Here is a 16,985-nt window from a genome sequence, read left to right on the forward strand (position 1 = left end):
CTTGGTTCAAGTGATGTGCGCATGCACGAGCGTGCGCACGGACAGTTCCGGCCGCAGGGCGGCCAGCTCCTTCAAGCGTCCGGCGACGTCGTGCACGGCGGGTGCCAGTGCCTGCAACGCCGCCAGGGCTTCGGTTTCGGTACGGTGTTTTCCGCTCTCGCGCGCGGTCAGCGCGGCCTGCGAGAAACACGCCTGCACGGTCGCGCTGTCGGCGCCCGCCGCCTGCAGGTAGCGGGCTTTCTTCAGGTGCAGCTCGGCGCTGTAGAGCCGTTCTTCGAGCACGTCGACCAGGCGCAGGCATTCGTCGATGCGCTCGGCAGCCTCCGTCCAGCGCTGGCCGGCGGCCAGCGTTTCGGCGGCGAAGGAACGGTAGTAGCTCTGGCAGTAGCGGCAGCCCATGCCCCACAGCGCTTCCACGGCGCCATCGGCGCGCGCGATGTCGCTCGCCTCGCCGCTGGCCCAGCAGCGGATGATTTCCGCGTACCCGGTGAATGCCGGCAGGCCGTAGCGCGCCGTGATGTCGAGCAGCTCGCCGGTGCTCGCGAGCGCGCGGGCCCTGTCGCCGCGGGCCTGGTGGCCCAGGCTCTGGTAGAGCAGCGCCATGCTCAGCGAGGGAATGTGCGACATCTCGCGGGCCAGCCGCACGGCGGTGGTGGCGTCGTTGCGCGCGGCTTCGTCGTGGCCCGCGAACCAGCGCACCAGCGCGCGCCCGGTGGTGGCCCACACGCGCGTGTCGAAGCCGAACTCGGCCGCGTGGTGCGCATGGGCGACCGGGTCGTAGCGCTCGATGGCATCGGTCAGCGCCTGCTCGGCCAGGTCGAAGCGGCCGTCCGAATAGTGCGCGAGCCCGAGATAGGTCTGCGCCGCGACGAGCACGCCCTGGTCTTGCTGCTGCGTGGCGTGGTCGAGCAGACGCTGGCTCAGGCGGCGCACCTCGCCGCGGTTGCTCGCGACGTGGTGATAGGTGATGAGCGTCCACAGGTGCTGCACCTGCTTCTCGCGCGCCACGGTGTCGTTCAGCAGGTCCTGCGACAGCGCGATGCGCTCGACCACCTGCTCGTGCGCCCAGCCGTACTTGTTCATCATCGCCTGCGTGACATAGCTGTTCACGTCGAGCCGGGCCTCGGGCTGGGCGGCGCCGTCGAGCTGCCCCATCCAGCTGTCGATGTGGCGGGCATAGGCGATGGTTTCATCGTTCAGCGAGCGCACCTGCGTGATGCGAAGTTGCTGCACCGCATGCGCGACGGCCTGTGCATGGTCGCCGGCGTCGGCCCAGTGCTGCGCCACGCCGCCGGGCTCGGCGGCCACGCGCTGCGGGTAGCGCTGCACCAGCGTCTGGGCCACGTCGCGATGCTGCTGGCGGCGCTGCGCCACCAGCATGCATTCGTAGGCGGTGTCGCGGATCAACGCGTGGCGGAACATGTAGGCGCCGGCGCCCGCGCGCTCGTCGGGCATGACCAGCTCCGCCTCGCGCAGCACGGCCATGTCCGAATCCACCGCCTCGCGCGCGCGGCCCGAGCAGGCGCACAGCAGGTCGATCTCGAACTGGCGGCCGATGGTGGCCGCGAGCTGCAGCAGGTTCTTGAGGGGGCCGAGCCGGTCGAAGCGGCTGACCAGCGAGTCGCGCAGCGTGACCGGAATGGCGGCCGGCTGCACCGTGTCGCGAAAGCCCCAGACGCCGTCGCTCTCGACCAGGTAGGCGTCGAGCAGCATGCGCGCCATTTCCTGCACGAACAGCGGCACGCCGTCCGTGCGCTCGACCACGTTGCGGATCACCCCGGCGGTGACGGCGCGCGGCGCCAGCGCCCGCCGGGCGAGTTCCGCGGCCTGCGCGTCGTCCAGCCGGCGCACGTCGATGCACTCGGCCTCCAGGCCCTGCGGCGGCGTCCATTCGGGCCGTGCGGTGAACACCAGCAGCACGCGGCAGCGCGGCAGCTGCGCGCTGAGCTGTTCGACGAACTCGATGCTCGTGGGGTCGGCCCAGTGCATGTCCTCGAGCACCAGCAAGAGGGGCTCGGACTCGGCCATGTGCAGCAGCCACTGCGCCATGGACGCCAGCAGCAGCGCCTTCTGCATCGGCGGAGAAATGCGGCTGGGCTCGCAGTCGCCCAGCGGCAGCGAGAGCCACGCGCAGAAGATCGGCAGCACCGCGTCTTCGTCGCAGCCGGCGCCGCGCAGGATCTCGCGCAGCTGCTCGCGGCGGCCGTCCGGCGAAGTGTCGGGCGCAGCATCGAGCCGCTGGCGCAGCAGGTTCAGGAAGGGCGTGAGCGCGTTGTTGCGGTTCTCCGGCTGGCACTGCGCGCCGACGGTGCGCAGGCCTTCCGCCAGCACGTGCGCACGCAGCACGTCGGCCAGGCAGGACTTGCCGATGCCGGGCTCGCCGCGAATCCACACGGCGCTGCCGCGGTCTTGCCGCGCCCGCGTCCATGCGGCGCGCAGGCGCTGGAGTTCTGACTCGCGGCCGACGCACACGGCGAGCGCCGCGGCGTCCGGCGACGGGTCGGGCAGCAGCGGTGCCTGCCGGTCGACATTCAGCTGGTAGGTCTGGATGCCGGCGGACTGGCCCGGCAGGCTCACGTTGGCGGCCTTGTCGAAGTGCGCGTAGCGGCCCAGCAGGCGGTGGCTGCTTTCGCTCGCGAGCAGCGTGCCCGTCTCGGCCACGGCTTCGAGCCGCATCGCCACGTTGACGGCATGGCCCGACGGCACTTCGCCATTGGCGACGACGGCCATGCCGGTGTGCATGCCCATGCGGATGCCGAGGTGCACGCCGTGTGCCTGCGCAATGGCGGCGGACCGGCGGCGGCTCAGCGCCATCAGCTCGAGCGCCGTCATGCTGGCCTGCCGCGCATCGGTGTCGCTGGCATGCGGATAGCCGAACAGCACGATCATGCGGTCGCCGAGCGTGCCGGCCAGCAGGCCGCCGCGGCGGGTGGCGGTCTCGGCGAACAGCGCGAGTTCGTCGCGCTGCAGCAGTTCGATGTCTTCGATGTCGGAGGGCAGCGCGGCACGCGTCTCGGCGCCGTCGGCGTCGGTGTCGGGCCAGACCGAGACGCTGCAGCACAGCACGGTGAGCTGCCGCTTCTCGGAGAAGACGCGCGTGGTGGCCACGGTGCGCGTCATCGTTTCGTGCTGCGCCTGCCGGGTCGAGCGCAGCACGCCGACGAGGTCTTCGAGCCGCAGGCGCGTGAGTTCGGCCAGCAGCGTGGCCGCGGAATCGCTTCGCTCCGAGGCTTTCTTCTTCAGCGCCTTGCGCAGCAGCGCGGCCACCGGGTGCTCCACGATTTCGGGAGGCAGCGGGATTTCCTGCGGGCTCAGTTGCCGGTGCAGGATTTCCGCGGCCGACGCACCCTGCACGGCGGGCGCGCCCGTCAGGCATTCGAGGAACATCAGGCCCCAGGCATAGAGGTCGGTGCGGATGCTCGGCGGTTCGCCGCGCAGTTGTTCGGGCGCGCTGTAGGCCGGCGTTCCCAGGCTTTCCTCGGTCATGGTGAGCGCGGGGAACTGCAGGCCGGTGCGCTGGGGAATGACGGTGCCGATGCCGAAGTCGAGCACCTTCGCATGGGGCACGGCGCCGGTGAGCGTCACCATCACGTTGTCGGGCTTGAGGTCGCGGTGCACGATGCCGGCGGCATGCGCGCAGTCGAGTGCGTCCAGCACCTCGGCCATGAGGCGGCCGGTCTCGGAGGCCGTCAGCGCGCCCTGGCGGCGGATGAGGCTGGTGAGGGTTTCGCCCGGCACGTATTCGAAGACGCCGTAGACGCAATCGCCCTGCTCGCCCTTGTCCAGCAGTTGCACGATGTGCGGATGGTGCAGCGCGGCGCAGAGCCGGGTTTCGCGGTGAAAGCGCGCCACGCGGCGGTTGCCCGCCTGCAGCTTCACGACCTTGATCGCGACCTGTGCGCCGGTGCTTCGCTGGCGCGCGCGGTACACCGTGCCGTAGCCGCCGGCGCCCAGCGCCTCCTCGAGGTCGTAGCCGGGAATCTCCAGCGGGGGTGGTGCGAGCTGAGACGCTGCGGCTTGAGTGGGGTTGGTGGCGGCATCCTGCATTTCAGCCTCGTCTGTGGGTCTTTGGCGGTCCTCCTGAAGGCGCTTGGCCGCCGATCCACCATTCGGCGGACCGGCGCTGCGACACCGATTGTTACTCTAGCTGAAGGCAAGGATTTTCCTCACGGATTGCCGTGAAAAGAAAGTCCATGCAGTGGCGGCCAGCTAACAACTTCAAAAGTTCGGACTTATTTTGTAACACATAAGAGTTCACTTATTCACGGATTTACGCTTTCTTTGCTCGAAGCATTGCTTTTCAAACAAAACGTGTCCCATGCACGCCTCAACGCTGCGCCAGAAACGACAACGGGCCACCCCTTTCCAGGGGTGGCCCGTCGATCAGCAGTCAGCGCGTGGCTGCTTTACTTCTTGTCGCCGCCCGGCACCTTGCCTTCCACGCCCTTGACGTAGAAGTTGATGCCCGAGAGGAATTTGTCGTCGGCCACGGCGTCCTTGGCGACCAGTTCCTTGCCGTCCTGGCCCAGGATCGGGCCCTTCCAGATCACGAAGCTGCCGTCCTTCAGGCCCTTCTTGACTTCGTCGACCTTGGCCTTGGCTTCGGCCGGCACGTCTTCGGCGATCGACACCAGGTCGATGGCGCCTTCCTTCACGCCCCACCACGCCTGGCCGGTGGTCCACTTGCCGTCCAGGGCTTCCTGGGTGGCCTTCACGTAGTACGGCGTCCAGTTGATGACGGCCGAGGCCAGGTGGGCCTTGGGACCGTAGGCGGTCATGTCCGAGTCCCAGCCGAAGGCGCGCTTGCCCTTTTCCTGCGCGGTCTTGAGCACGGCCGGCGAGTCGGTGTTCTGGAACAGCACGTCGGCGCCGCCGTTGATCAGCGCGGTGGCGGCTTCGGTTTCCTTGGGCGGGCTGAACCACTCGTTCACCCACACGACCTTGGTCGTGATCTTCGGGTTCACCGACTGCGCGCCCAGCGTGAAGCTGTTGATGTTGCGCAGCACTTCGGGGATCGGCACCGAGCCGACCACGCCCAGGGTGTTGCTCTTGGTCATGGCACCGGCAATCACGCCGGCCATGTACGCGCCTTCGTACGTGCGGCTGTCGTAGGTGCGCATGTTTTCCGAGGTCTTGTAGCCGGTGGCGTGCTCGAACTTCACGTCCTTGTTGTCGGCCGCGACCTTGAGCATGGGCTCCATGTAGCCGAAGGTGGTGCCGAAGATCAGCTTGTTGCCCTGGCTCACGAAGTCGCGGAACACGCGCTCGGCGTCGGCGCCTTCGGGCACGCTTTCCACGAAGGTGGTCTTGATCTTGTCGCCGAATTCCTTCTCGAGCGCCTTGCGGGCGTTGTCGTGCGCGAACGACCAGCCGCCGTCACCCACCGGACCGACATAGGCGAACGCGATGTTCAGCGGCGCTGCCGTTGCCGGCGCCGGAGCGGCCGCCACGGGAGCCGGGGCCGCGGGTGCGGCGGCCGGTGCTGCGGCTTCTTCTTTCTTGCCGCAGCCGATCAGGGCGGCCGAAGCGACCGCGGTGAAGGCAGCCAGCTTGAGCAGGGAGCGCTTGTTCAGATCATTCATTGTCGGAAATCCTCAAAAAGGACGGGTTGGCGGAAAAACGAAAAACGCGATTATGAGCCGGGGTAGAACGGTTTCCCGATGGACGCCGGCATGTTCGCCCGGATGAAAGCCGGGTTGCGCGAGATCAGCGCCAGCACCACGATGGGCGCGATGTACTGCAGCATGCTGAGGAACTGCGGAGGCACGTCGACACCGCTGCTTTGCAGGTGAAAACCCAGCATCGACACACCGCCGAACAGGTACGCGCCCAGCAGCACGCGCACCGGCCGCCAGGTGGCGAAGGTGGTGAGCGCCAGCGCGATCCAGCCGCGGCCCGCCACCATGCCCTCGACCCACAGCGGCGTGTAGACGGTCGACAGGTACGCGCCCGCCAGCCCGCACAGCGCGCCGCCCGCGATCACCGCCAGGAAGCGGATGCGCCGCACCGGGTAGCCCAGCGCATGCGCCGACTCGGGCGATTCGCCGACCGAGCGCAGCACCAGCCCGGCGCGCGTGCGGTACAGGAACCAGATCAGCGCGGCAGTCAGCGCCATCGCGACGTACACCATCGGGTGATGGCGAAACAGCGCCGGGCCGATGAGCGGAATGTCGCCCAGCACCGGAATGGCGTAAGACGCGCTTTCAGGCAGCTTGGCCTGCACGAAGTTGATGCCGGCAAAAGCCGAGAAGCCCACGCCGAACAGGCTCAGCGCCAGGCCGGTGGCGTACTGGTTGGTGTTGAGCCAGATCACCAGCACGCCGAAGAAGGCCGCGAGCAAGGCACCCGCCGCCATGCCGGCCAGGAAGCCGAGCCAGGGGTTGTGCGTGGTGACGACCGTCGCGAAGCCCGCGATGGCGGCGCACAGCATGATGCCCTCGGCGCCGAGGTTGACGATGCCGGCCTTCTCGTTGATGAGCAGGCCCAGCGCCGCGATGGCGAGCACGGTACCGGCGCTCAAAGTGGAGCCGAGCAGGAGTGCGTAGCTTTCCATGTCAGAGGGCTCCCTCGGTCGGGCGCGCGACGGGCGCGGTGATGGGCGTGCTGGCTTGCAGCGACGCGGTGGTCATGCCGGCCGCGGCGGCCTTGGCGGCCGCCTTGCGCCGGATTCGGTAGGCGATGAGGGTGTCGCAGGCCAGCAGCGTGAACAGCAGCAGGCCCTGGAACACGCCGGTGAGCGACTTCGGCAGGCCCAGGCGCGATTGCGCGAGTTCGCCGCCGATATAGAACATGCTCATGAGAATCGCCGAGAAGATCATGCCCACCGGATGCAGCCGCCCGACGAAGGCCACGATGATGGCCGCGAAGCCGTAGCCGGCCGGCACGTAGGGCGTGAGCTGCCCGAGCGGCCCGGCCACTTCGAGCGCGCCGGCCAGGCCGGCCGCGCCGCCCGAGGTCAGCAGCGCGATCCACACGGCGCGCCGCGCCGAGAAGCCCGCGTAGCGCGAGGCCGCCGGCGCCAGCCCGCCGACCTGCTGCGCGAAGCCCGCCCGCGTGCGAAACAGGAACACCCACAGCGCGCCCGCGCCGACCAGCGCGATGACCAGCCCGATGCTCACGCGCGAGCCCTTGAACAGGCGCGGGATCTGCGTCACCGCTTCGAAGGTCTTGGTCTGCGGGAAGTTGTAGCCGTTCGGGTCTTTCCACGGACCGAAGACCATGTAGCCCAGCAGCAGGGTGGCCACGTAGACCAGCATCAGGCTCACCAGGATCTCGTTGGCGTTGCACTTGTCGCGCAGGAACGCGACGATGCCCGCCCACACCATGCCGCCCAGGATGCCGGCGGCCAGGATGGCCACCACGATCCACTGCCCGGTGGTCTTGTCCGCCAGCAGCGCCACGCCGCCCGCAGCGATGGCGCCGAACACGAACTGCCCCTCGGCGCCGATGTTCCAGACGTTCGAACGGAAGCACACCGCCAGCCCCAGCGCGATGATGAGCAGCGGCGTGGCCTTGACCATCAGCTCGCCGATGGCGTAGCCGTTCTTGATGGGCTCGTAGAAGAACACCAGCAGGCCCTTGACCGGGTCCTTGCCGAGCGCGGCGAACAGCGCCACGCCGATCAGCACGGTGATCAGCAGCGCCAGGATCGGCGATGCGTAGCTCCAGAAGCGCGACAGCTCCGGGCGGGGTTCGAGCTTAAGCATGGGCCGACTCCTTCTGCCACAGGCCGCTCATCCATTCGCCGATCTGCGCCGGCGTGGCGGCCGCGCGGTCGATGGAGGGCGACAGCCGCCCCTTGGCAATCACGTGCAGCCGGTCGCTGATCTCGAACAGCTCGTCCAGCTCTTCGCTGACCACGAGCACGGCGCAGCCGGCATCGCGCAGCGCGAGGATCTCGCCGCGGATCAGCGCGGCGGCGCCCACGTCCACGCCCCAGGTCGGCTGCGAGACGATGAAGAGCCTGGGGTTGGCGTCGATCTCGCGGCCGACGATGAATTTCTGCAGGTTGCCGCCGGACAGCGAGCGCGCCGCCGCGTGCGGGCCACCGGCCTTGACGTTGAAGCGCTCGATGATCGAGCGCGCATGGCGCTCGAGCACGCCGGTGCGGATCCAGCCGCCCCGGCCGACCGCGTTGCCGCGCGTCAGCAGCAGGTTGTGCGCGAGCCCCAGCGTGGGCACCGCGCCGCGGCCCAGCCGCTCCTCGGGCACGAAATGCAGGCCCAGCGCGCGGCGCGCCCGCGGCCGCAGCCGGCCCGCCGGCTTGTCGAACACCCGGACCATCGCGGCGTCGGCGCGCACGTCCTCACCCGACAGCGTGTAGAGCAGTTCCTTCTGCCCGTTGCCCGAGACGCCCGCAACGCCGACCACTTCGCCCGCGCGCACTTCGAAGGAAATGCCGTCCAGGTCCACGCCGAACTGGTCTTCACGCGCCAGCGACAGCCGCTCGACGCGCAGCGCCACCGCGCCCGCGTGCACCGGCCGGTGCTTCAGCGGCGGCGGCTCGCTGCCGATCATCAGCCGAGAGAGCGACTCGTTGCTCTCGTTCTGCGGGTTGCACACACCCGTCACCTTGCCGCCGCGCAGCACGGTGCAGCCGGTGCACAGCTCGCGGATCTCGTGCAGCTTGTGGCTGATGTAGAGGATGCTGCAGCCCTCGGACGACAGCTTCTTGAGCACCTGGAACAGCTTGAGCACCGCCTGCGGCGTGAGCACCGAGGTCGGCTCGTCCAGGATCAGCAGCTTGGGGTTGGTGAGCAGCGCGCGAATGATCTCCACCCGCTGCATCTCGCCCACCGACAGCGTGTGCACCGGGCGCGAGGGGTCGATGTCCAGGCCGTACTCGCTCGCCTTGGCCGTGATGCTGCGCGCCACCTCGGCCAGCTGCAGCGACTTGTCCAGCCCCAGCCAGACGTTCTCGGCCACCGTGAGCGTGTCGAACAGGCTGAAGTGCTGGAACACCATGCTGATGCCCAGCGCCCTCGCCTGCTGGGGGTTGCGCAGGTTGACGGCCTGGCCGTCGAAGGTGACGGTGCCTTCGTCGGGCTTGACCGACCCGTAGATGATCTTCATCAGGGTCGACTTGCCGGCGCCGTTTTCGCCGAGCACGGCGTGTATTTCGCCGGGCTGCACGGCCAGGGAGATGTCGCTGTTGGCCACCACCGCGGGATACCGCTTGGTGATGTGCGCGAGCTGGAGTCTGGGGGTTGTCATGCCGGGTTTCGTGGGTTTGTCTCGTTCAACAGCAACAAAGCGGGAGCAGCTATAAGTTTAATAGCGGCTCCCGCGACCATCGGCGCCCGACGGCGCTTTGCTCAGTTCACGGCATCAATGCCCGCCCACATAGGCGAACTTGAACAGGAACACGGCGGCGATGACCCAGACCATCGCATGCACTTCCCGTGCCCGGCCGGTGCACAGCTTCAGCACGGCATAGGTGATGAAGCCGAACGCCAGGCCATTGGCGATCGAGTAGGTAAAGGGCATGGCCAGCGCGGTCACCGCCGCCGGAATCACCTCGGTGGTGTCTTCCCAGTCCAGCTCGACCAAGTCGCGCAGCATCAGGCAGCCCACGAAGAGCAGCGCCGGCGCGGTCGCGTAGGCCGGCACCGAGCCCGCCAGCGGCGAGATCATCAGGCAGGCCAGGAACAGCAGCGCCACCACCACGGCCGTGAGGCCGGTGCGTCCACCCGCCTGCACGCCGGCCGCGCTTTCCACGTAGGCCGTGGTGCTCGAGGTGCCGAGCAGCGAGCCCGCGAAGATCGCGCCGCTGTCGGCCAGCAGCGCCTTGTTCATGCGCTCCATCTTGCCCGGCACCAGCAGGCCGGCGCGCTTGGCCACGCCCATCAGCGTGCCGGTGGCGTCGAACATCTCGACCAGGAAGAACACCAGCACCACGTTCAGGATGCCGCCCTTGAGCGCGCCCAGGATGTCGAGCTGCATGAAGGTGGGCGCGATGGACGGCGGCGCGTCGAACACGCCGTGGAACTTGTTGCCGCCGAAGAAGAACGACAGCACCGTCACCGTGATGATGCCGATCAGGATGGCGCCGCGCACCTTGAGCTTGTCCAGCGCCACGATGAGCAGGAAGCCCAGCGTGGCCAGCACCACCGGCGGCGAGTGCAGGTCGCCCAGCGTGACGAAGGTGGCCGGCGATGCCGCCACCACGCCCGCGCCCTTGAGCGCCACCAGCGCCAGGAACATGCCGATGCCCACCGTGATCGCCGTTCGCAAGGACTGCGGTATGCCCTGTATGAAAAGCTCCCGCAGCCCGGTGACCGTCACGATCAGGAACAGGCAGCCCGAGATGAACACCGCGCCCAGGGCGACCTGCCACGTGTAGCCCATGCCCAGCACCACCACGTAGGCGAAGTAGGCGTTCAGGCCCATGCCCGGCGCCATCGCGATCGGGTAGTTGGCGTACAGCCCCATGATCAGCGTGCCCAGCGCCGCGATCAGGCAGGTGGCCACGAACACCGCGCCCTTGGGCATGCCCGCGTCACCCAGGATCGAGGGGTTCACGAAGATGATGTAGGCCATCGTCAGGAAGGTGGTGAGCCCCGCGATGACCTCGGTGCGCACCGTGGTGTTGTGCGCGCTGAGCTTGAACACCCGTTCAAGCAGACCCGAGCCGCTTGCGCTGCCCACAGCCGCGCGCGGACGCGCGGACTCGACATGCCCCGGCGTGCGGGGCTCGGCGCCTTTCGGCGCCTGTTCAAACGAACTCATTTGGCTTGTCTCCAGCTGTTGTTGTGGCGGTTTTCATCGTTGCCCCCGCTCACGACGCCAGCGCGAACGGGGATCTTTCAGGGATCGGATGTCTCAGGGGTGGCGGGCGGCCGCGCGGTGATGGAAGGCGGCGGCCGCAGCGACGCCGCCACGTCCTTGATGCATTCGCGCAGCCAGCGCGCCGAACTCGACGAATGGGTGCGTTCGTGCCAGAGCTGGTAGTACATGAGGCGCGGCAGCGCCACCGGGCATTCGAGGATCGCCAGCGGCAGCCGCGCCGCGAAACGCTCGCAGTACTGGCGGCCGGTGGTCAGCACCAGCAGGCTGGAGGCCACCATGTCGGGAATGAGCCCGAAGTGCGCGCAGCGCGCCGTGATGTTGCGCTGTCGGCCCAGCTCGTCGAGCATCTGGTCGATGATGCCGCGCCCGCCCGGGTGCATGGGCGTGGGCGCGATGTGCTCGGCGGCCAGCCAGGTTTCCAGGTCCCAGCCGCGGCGCACCGCCGGATGGTCCTTGTTGACCAGCGACACCACCTCGTCGCCGAACAGGCGCGCCATGTGCAGGTCTTCCGGCGGCTTGAGCCAGTTGCCGATCACCAGGTCGACCTGGCCGAGCGCCAGATGGCCGTGGTAGTCCGAGTCGGGCGAGAGCGCGTGGATCTCGATCTGGCACAGCGGCGCGTCGCGCTTGACCTGCGCCACCAGCATCGGCAGGAACAGCGGGTCCATGTAGTCGCTGGCGGCGATGCGGAAGGTGGTGGCCGCCGACTGCGGATCGAACCCCCGCGCATCCGAGAACAGCATCTCGGCCGCGCGCAGGATGCTGGCCGCGGGCTCGATCATGCGCAGCCCCGCGTCGGTCGGCACCATGCCGGAGCCCGAGCGCACCAGCAGCGGATCGCCCGACAGCTCGCGCAGGCGCTTGAGCGCGGCCGACACGGCCGGCTGGTACATGCCCAGGCGAATGGCGGCGCGCGAGACGCTGCGGTCGGTCAGCACGGTGTGAAGCACCCGGATGAGGTGCAGATCGATCTTGTCGAAAAGCGCTTGGTCTCTCATGGCTGTTCACACCTTTCTTGTCTGTGCGAACAGTTATACAGCGCGACATTTGGCGAACCGGGATGTGGAAGTGAAGCTCGGACCGTGCGAGCACGGCCCGTTTTCATTCGACCGATGCAGCCTGCCCCGCCTGCACGGCGGTGACGGCACGAAGAATCGACTCGCTCGTGGCCGGCGCCTTCAGCGGCGGATCGACCCTGTGGTCGCCGGCCGCCGACACGGCGTCGCGGATCGCGAAGAACACCGAGAACGGCAGCAGCAGCGGCGGCTCGCCCACGGCCTTGCTGCGGTGGATCGAGTCCTCGAAGTTCTGGCCTTCGAACAGGCGCACGTTGAACACGGGCGGGCAGTCGTTGGCGGTCGGGATCTTGTAGGTGCTGGGCGCGTGCGTGGTGAGCTTGCCGCTTTGCGGATGCCACACCAGCTCCTCGGTGGTGAGCCAGCCCATGCCCTGGATGAAGGCGCCCTCGACCTGGCCGATGTCCACCGCCGGGTTCAGCGACTTGCCCGCGTCGTGCAGGATGTCGGCGCGCAGCAGCTTCCATTCGCCGGTGAGCGTGTCGACGATCACCTCGCTCACCGCCGCGCCATAGGCGTAGTAGTAGAACGGGCGACCCTGCATCTTGTCCTTGTCCCAGCTCAGGCCAGGGGTGGCGTAGAAGCCGTCGGACCACAGCTGCTTGCGGTCGAGGTAGGCCTCGCCCACCACGGTGCTGAAGGCCAGCGTCTTGCCGTTGACTTCGACCTTGTCGTTCGCGAAGCGCACCTCGCCGGGCTTGCCGCCGTGGCGCTCGGCCGCGCAATCGGCCAGCCGCTCGCGGATCTGGCGGGCCGCGTCCTGCGCGGCCTTGCCGTTCAGGTCGGCGCCGGTCGATGCGGCCGTGGCCGAGGTGTTCGCCACCTTGGTGGTGTCGGTCGCGGTGACCCGCACGCGCTCGAAGCTCACGCCCAGCTCGTGCGCCACCACCTGCGCCACCTTGGTGTTCAGGCCCTGCCCCATCTCGGTTCCGCCGTGGTTCACGAGGATCGAGCCGTCGGTGTATACATGCACCAGCGCGCCGGCCTGGTTGAAGTGCTTCACGTTGAAGGAAATGCCGAACTTCAGCGGCGCCAGCGCCAGCCCGCGCTTGAGCACGACGCTCTTTTTGTTGAAGGCCGCGATGTCGTCGCGCCGCGCGCGGTAGTCGCTGCTGGCCTCCAGTTCGGCCACGAGTTCGTGGACGATGTTGTCGGTCACCGTCTGGCGGTACGGGGTGACGTTGTTCTCGGTCTTTCCGTAGAAGTTGACGCGCCGCACGTCCAGCGGGTCGCACTTCAGTTCGCGGGCCACCGAGTCCATGATGTTCTCGATGGCAATGGCGCCCTGCGGGCCGCCGAAGCCGCGGAACGCGGTGTTGCTCTGCGTGTTGGTCTTGCCCGAGAAGCCGTGCATCGACACGTTGGGCAGCCAGTAGGCATTGTCGAAGTGGCACAGCGCGCGCGTCATCACCGGGCCGGACAGGTCGGCCGAGTGGCCGGCGCGCGAGACCATCGTGATCTCCGCGCCGAGGATGCGGCCCTCGTCGTCATAGCCCACTTCGTACTCGTACCAGAAGCAGTGGCGCCGGCCGGTGACCATGAAGTCGTCGTCGCGATCCAGCCGCAGCTTCACCGGGCGTTGCAGCTGGCGCGCCGCGATGGCCGCCACGCAGGCGAAGAGCGCCGACTGCGATTCCTTGCCGCCGAAGCCGCCGCCCATGCGCCGGCACTCCACATGCACCTCGTTCGACTGCAGGTGCATGGCATGCGCCACCAGGTGCTGCATTTCGCTCGGATGCTGCGTCGAGCAGTGGATGTGCAGCGCGCCGCCCTCCTTGGGAATGGCGTAGCTGATCTGGCCCTCGAGATAGAACTGCTCCTGCCCGCCCACGTCCAGCGTGGACTTGTGACGGCGCGGCGCCTTGGCGATGGCGGTGCGCACGGCCGCCTCGTCGCCTTCGTTGGCACCGCCGCCGCTGCGCACGATGTGCATCGGCGGCACCACGTACTGGCCGCGCTCGTGGGCGGCCTGCGGCGTGAGCACCGGCGGCTGCGCCTCGATGGTCAGCGCGTCCTTGGCCTTCGCGGCAGCGCGGCGGGCGGCGTCGCGGGTCTCGGCGATCACCGCGAACACGGGCTGGCCGAGGTAGCGGATTTCGCCGCCGTCGTTCACCGGCAGCAGGATCGGGTCGTCGTGGATGATCGAGCCGCAGTCGTTGGTGCCCGGAATGTCGTCGGCCGTGATCACCGCCACCACGCCCGGCATGGCGCGGATGGCGTCCAGCGACAGCGCCGTGACGCGGCCGTTGGCGGCCGGCGACAGGCCCAGCGCGCAGTGCAGCGTGCCGGCGAGTTCGGGAATGTCGTCGATGTAGGTGGCCTCGCCGGCCACGTGCAGGTGCGCCGACTCGTGCGGACGGCTGATGCCGACGCGCATGCCGCGCTCGTGCGCCAGCGCCTCGGCGCCCACGTCGATGCGGGCGGCGGTGTTGGTCAGGTAGTCGGCAAAAGCCTGGGCAGGCTGCAGCAGGCGGGCGTCGATGGGCTTGTTCATGGTCTCAGACTCCTTCCGCGGCCTTGGCGGCCTGGCCCACGGCACCGCCCGCGGTGGCGGGGGCATGGGGCATCACGCTCCAGACGCTGGTTTCCTCCAGCGGCAGGGCGTCTTCGGCGCGGGTTTCGAGCCAGAGGCGCTGGATCAGGTTCTGGGCCACCAGCAACCGGTAGTCGGCCGAGGCGCGCATGTCAGACAGCGGCTTGAAGTCTTGCGCCAGGGCCAGCTTGGCGTTGCTCACGCTGGACTGGGTCCAGGGCTTGCCGACCAGCGCGGCCTCTGCGTTCGCGGCGCGCCGCACGGTGGCGGCCATGCCGCCGAAGGCCAGGCGCACGGCCTTGACCGTGTCGCCGCCTTCTTCCAGTTCGATGGCGAAGCCCGCGCACAGCGCCGAGATGTCGCAGTCGAAGCGCTTGCTGATCTTGTAGGCGCGCACCTGGCGGCGCATGGCGGCCAGCGGAATCGCCAGCCCCTGCACGAACTCGCCCGGCTGCAGCTGGTTCTTCATGTAGTCCAGATAGAAGTCCGGCAGCGGCATGCGGCGCACCGCCGCGCCGCGGCGCAGCTCGATCTGCGCGTCCAGCGACATCAGCACCGGCGGCGAATCGCCGATCGGCGAGCCGTTGGCCACGTTGCCGCCCATGGTGCCGGCATGCCGGATCGGCGGCGAAGCAAAGCGCAGCCACACCTCCGCCAGGCTGGGCACGCGCTCGACCAGCGCGGCAAAGGCCGATTCGAGCGAGGCGCCGGCGCCGATGTAGAGCTCTTCCTTGCGCTCCTCGATGGTCCTCATCTCGGCCACGTCGCCCACGTAGATGATGTCGCCGAGGTCGCGAAACTGCTTGTTGACCCACAGGCCGACGTCGGTCGAGCCGGCCAGCAGCTGGGCGCGGGGCTTCTGCTCTCGCAGGGTGGCGAGCTGGGTCAGGGTCTTGGGGGCATGGAAGTGATCCATGCGGGCGCCGAGCGGGGCGGCGTAGCTCAGCGCAGCGCCGTCGTCGCGCAGCGCGTTGAGCGCGGCCACCACGGGCCGGGTGTCCAGACGCACCGAGGGCAGGTCGAACATGCGCTGGCCGGCATCGAGGATCGGGCGGTAGCCGGTGCAGCGGCACAGGTTGCCCGACAGGTCGTCGGCCAGCTGCTGGCGGGTGGGCTGCGTGCCTTCGGACTGGTGGTGTTCGTAGGTGGCCCACAGCGACATCACGAACCCGGGGGTGCAGAAGCCGCACTGGGAACCGTGGCAGTCGACCATTGCCTGCTGCACCGGGTGCAGCGTGTGCACCGCGTGCTTGCCGTCCTTGGCCTTCTGCTCGGTCTTGTGGGGCTTCGACTGGCACTGGGCCTTGAGGTCCTCGACCGTGAACAGCGCCTTGCCGTGCAGGGTGGGCAGAAACTGGATGCAGGCGTTGACGGTCTGCAGGCTCAGGCCGTCCACGGCACCGGGCGCGTCGGGGCTGGCGGCCAGCTCGCCGATGACGACGGTGCAGGCGCCGCAGTCGCCTTCGTTGCAACCCTCCTTGGTGCCGGTGCAGCGGGCGTCCTCGCGCAGCCAGTCGAGCACGGAACGGGTCGGGTGGACGCCGGTGACGTCGACGATCTTTCCGCGATGGAAAAAGCGGATCGGTTGAATCTTGCTGCTGTCGGTGCTCATGCTTCTGGGGCTCGTGGGTGACCCGTCATGGGTCAGTCATGGACGTTAGCGGCTTGTCGGGGCTCTTGCATACGGGCAGGCCCATAACGCGTATGTGGGGGCCGGTATGCCACGTACGGGGAAACCCTTGCGCCGGGGCTGCAATTCCCGGGCCATGCAGGGCCCGGGCCGCGCTCAGCCCTGCGCGATGGCCACCCAGGCGGTGGCGATCAGCGTCGAGCCCGCCGCCGCCAGCAGCCCGCCGACCAGCCACTTGAGCGTGCGCGGCTTGAGCTTGTTGGGCAGGCGGTGGTGCAGCCGCGTCGCGCCGTACACCACCGGCATCGCACAGCCGGCCAAGAGCGCCGAGTACCACGAGAAATGCCCCGTCGGCACCACGATCACCAGCCGCACGAGCGAGTTGAACGCGAACATCAGCAGCAGCGCGCGGCGCACCAGTTCGCGGTCCAGCGGCTGGCGGTACATGTGGAACACGATGGGCGGCCCGGAGCTGGAGAACAGCCCGCCCAGCACGCCCGACAGCCCACCGATCACGGCGAAGCTGCGCGGGCCCGACACCGCCGGCAGCGGCCTGCCCTGCATCACCAGCAGCACGGCGCAGCCCAGGATCGACACCCCCAGCAGCCCGCGCAGCCAGTTGACCGCGCCGCCGCTGAGCCAGGTCAGCAGCATGAGCCCGACGATCACGCCCACCGTGCTGCCGTTGAGCGCCGGCTTCATGAGCCGCCACGGCACCACGCCGGGCCGGGCGCGGAAGTAGGTCCATGCGTTGATGAGGCTGAGCACCGTCGCGGCGTTGGCCGTGTCGCTCACGCTGGCGATGTGGAACACCGACACCAGGCCAAGCAGGATCAGGCTGAATGCAAAACCCGTGAGGTTCTGCGCGTAAGTGGCGAGCGCGACGCAAGCCATGAAGACCAGCACGGGGCCGGCCTCGGAAAAAATCAATTGCACGAACTCTGTCTCTATCTCGATC

Annotated in this window: 10 protein-coding genes; all 10 read right to left on the reverse strand. The window is 68.6% G+C overall.

What is annotated here, in order from left to right; translation table 11 throughout:
• Positions 1-6 precede the first annotated feature (6 nt).
• The 10 genes from L3V85_RS34815 to L3V85_RS34860 all read right to left on the reverse strand — a co-directional run bounded on the left by L3V85_RS34815 (position 7) and on the right by L3V85_RS34860 (position 16,963).
• Positions 7-4,047: a TOMM system kinase/cyclase fusion protein gene (locus L3V85_RS34815; protein ID WP_237677101.1), complete on the reverse strand. Its 4,041-nt coding sequence runs from the start codon at positions 4,045-4,047 to the stop codon at positions 7-9.
• Between the two features lie 359 nt (positions 4,048-4,406).
• Positions 4,407-5,582, reverse strand: coding sequence for a BMP family ABC transporter substrate-binding protein (locus L3V85_RS34820; RefSeq protein ID WP_237677102.1), 1,176 nt, complete (start codon positions 5,580-5,582; stop codon positions 4,407-4,409).
• 50 nt (positions 5,583-5,632) lie between these two features.
• The gene (locus L3V85_RS34825) at positions 5,633-6,553 is read right to left on the reverse strand and encodes an ABC transporter permease (RefSeq protein WP_237677103.1); all 921 of its coding nucleotides are present in this window, start codon (positions 6,551-6,553) and stop codon (positions 5,633-5,635) included.
• Position 6,554: 1 nt separating this feature from the next.
• Positions 6,555-7,706, reverse strand: coding sequence for an ABC transporter permease (locus L3V85_RS34830; RefSeq protein WP_237677104.1), 1,152 nt, complete (start codon positions 7,704-7,706; stop codon positions 6,555-6,557).
• Positions 7,699-9,213 (reverse strand): ABC transporter ATP-binding protein, encoded by a 1,515-nt coding sequence (locus tag L3V85_RS34835; RefSeq protein WP_237677105.1) that lies wholly within the window; start codon positions 9,211-9,213, stop codon positions 7,699-7,701. The genes L3V85_RS34830 and L3V85_RS34835 overlap by 8 nt, the downstream gene beginning before the upstream one ends.
• Positions 9,214-9,327: 114 nt before the next feature.
• Positions 9,328-10,728, reverse strand: a complete 1,401-nt coding sequence (locus L3V85_RS34840) for an NCS2 family permease (protein ID WP_237677106.1) — start codon at positions 10,726-10,728, stop codon at positions 9,328-9,330.
• Between the two features lie 77 nt (positions 10,729-10,805).
• On the reverse strand, positions 10,806-11,786 hold the full coding sequence (locus tag L3V85_RS34845) for a LysR family transcriptional regulator (RefSeq protein ID WP_237677107.1): 981 nt from the start codon (positions 11,784-11,786) through the stop codon (positions 10,806-10,808).
• Positions 11,787-11,889: 103 nt separating this feature from the next.
• Entirely contained in the window at positions 11,890-14,358 is a 2,469-nt protein-coding gene (gene xdhB, locus L3V85_RS34850; protein ID WP_237677108.1) for a xanthine dehydrogenase molybdopterin binding subunit, read from the reverse strand.
• A 4-nt stretch (positions 14,359-14,362) separates the two neighbouring features.
• Positions 14,363-16,009: a xanthine dehydrogenase small subunit gene (xdhA, locus tag L3V85_RS34855; protein WP_237677109.1), complete on the reverse strand. Its 1,647-nt coding sequence runs from the start codon at positions 16,007-16,009 to the stop codon at positions 14,363-14,365.
• A 174-nt stretch (positions 16,010-16,183) separates the two neighbouring features.
• Positions 16,184-16,963, reverse strand: coding sequence for a sulfite exporter TauE/SafE family protein (locus tag L3V85_RS34860; RefSeq protein ID WP_237677110.1), 780 nt, complete (start codon positions 16,961-16,963; stop codon positions 16,184-16,186).
• Positions 16,964-16,985: the final 22 nt, after the last annotated feature.

It is taken from the genome of Variovorax paradoxus (assembly GCF_022009635.1).
In the GTDB taxonomy this organism is placed as follows: domain Bacteria; phylum Pseudomonadota; class Gammaproteobacteria; order Burkholderiales; family Burkholderiaceae_C; genus Variovorax.

What these genes read in the sequence shown, in the direction of transcription:
- L3V85_RS34845 (WP_237677107.1), bottom strand. Translation starts at nt 11,786, where the DNA reads ATGAGAGACCAAGCGCTTTTCGACAAGATCGATCTGCACCTCATCCGG.
- L3V85_RS34820 (WP_237677102.1), bottom strand. Translation starts at nt 5,582, where the DNA reads ATGAATGATCTGAACAAGCGCTCCCTGCTCAAGCTGGCTGCCTTCACC.
- L3V85_RS34825 (WP_237677103.1), bottom strand. Translation starts at nt 6,553, where the DNA reads ATGGAAAGCTACGCACTCCTGCTCGGCTCCACTTTGAGCGCCGGTACC.
- L3V85_RS34830 (WP_237677104.1), bottom strand. Translation starts at nt 7,706, where the DNA reads ATGCTTAAGCTCGAACCCCGCCCGGAGCTGTCGCGCTTCTGGAGCTAC.
- L3V85_RS34815 (WP_237677101.1), bottom strand. Translation starts at nt 4,047, where the DNA reads ATGCAGGATGCCGCCACCAACCCCACTCAAGCCGCAGCGTCTCAGCTC.
- L3V85_RS34835 (WP_237677105.1), bottom strand. Translation starts at nt 9,213, where the DNA reads ATGACAACCCCCAGACTCCAGCTCGCGCACATCACCAAGCGGTATCCC.
- L3V85_RS34840 (WP_237677106.1), bottom strand. Translation starts at nt 10,728, where the DNA reads ATGAGTTCGTTTGAACAGGCGCCGAAAGGCGCCGAGCCCCGCACGCCG.
- xdhB (WP_237677108.1), bottom strand. Translation starts at nt 14,358, where the DNA reads ATGAACAAGCCCATCGACGCCCGCCTGCTGCAGCCTGCCCAGGCTTTT.
- xdhA (WP_237677109.1), bottom strand. Translation starts at nt 16,009, where the DNA reads ATGAGCACCGACAGCAGCAAGATTCAACCGATCCGCTTTTTCCATCGC.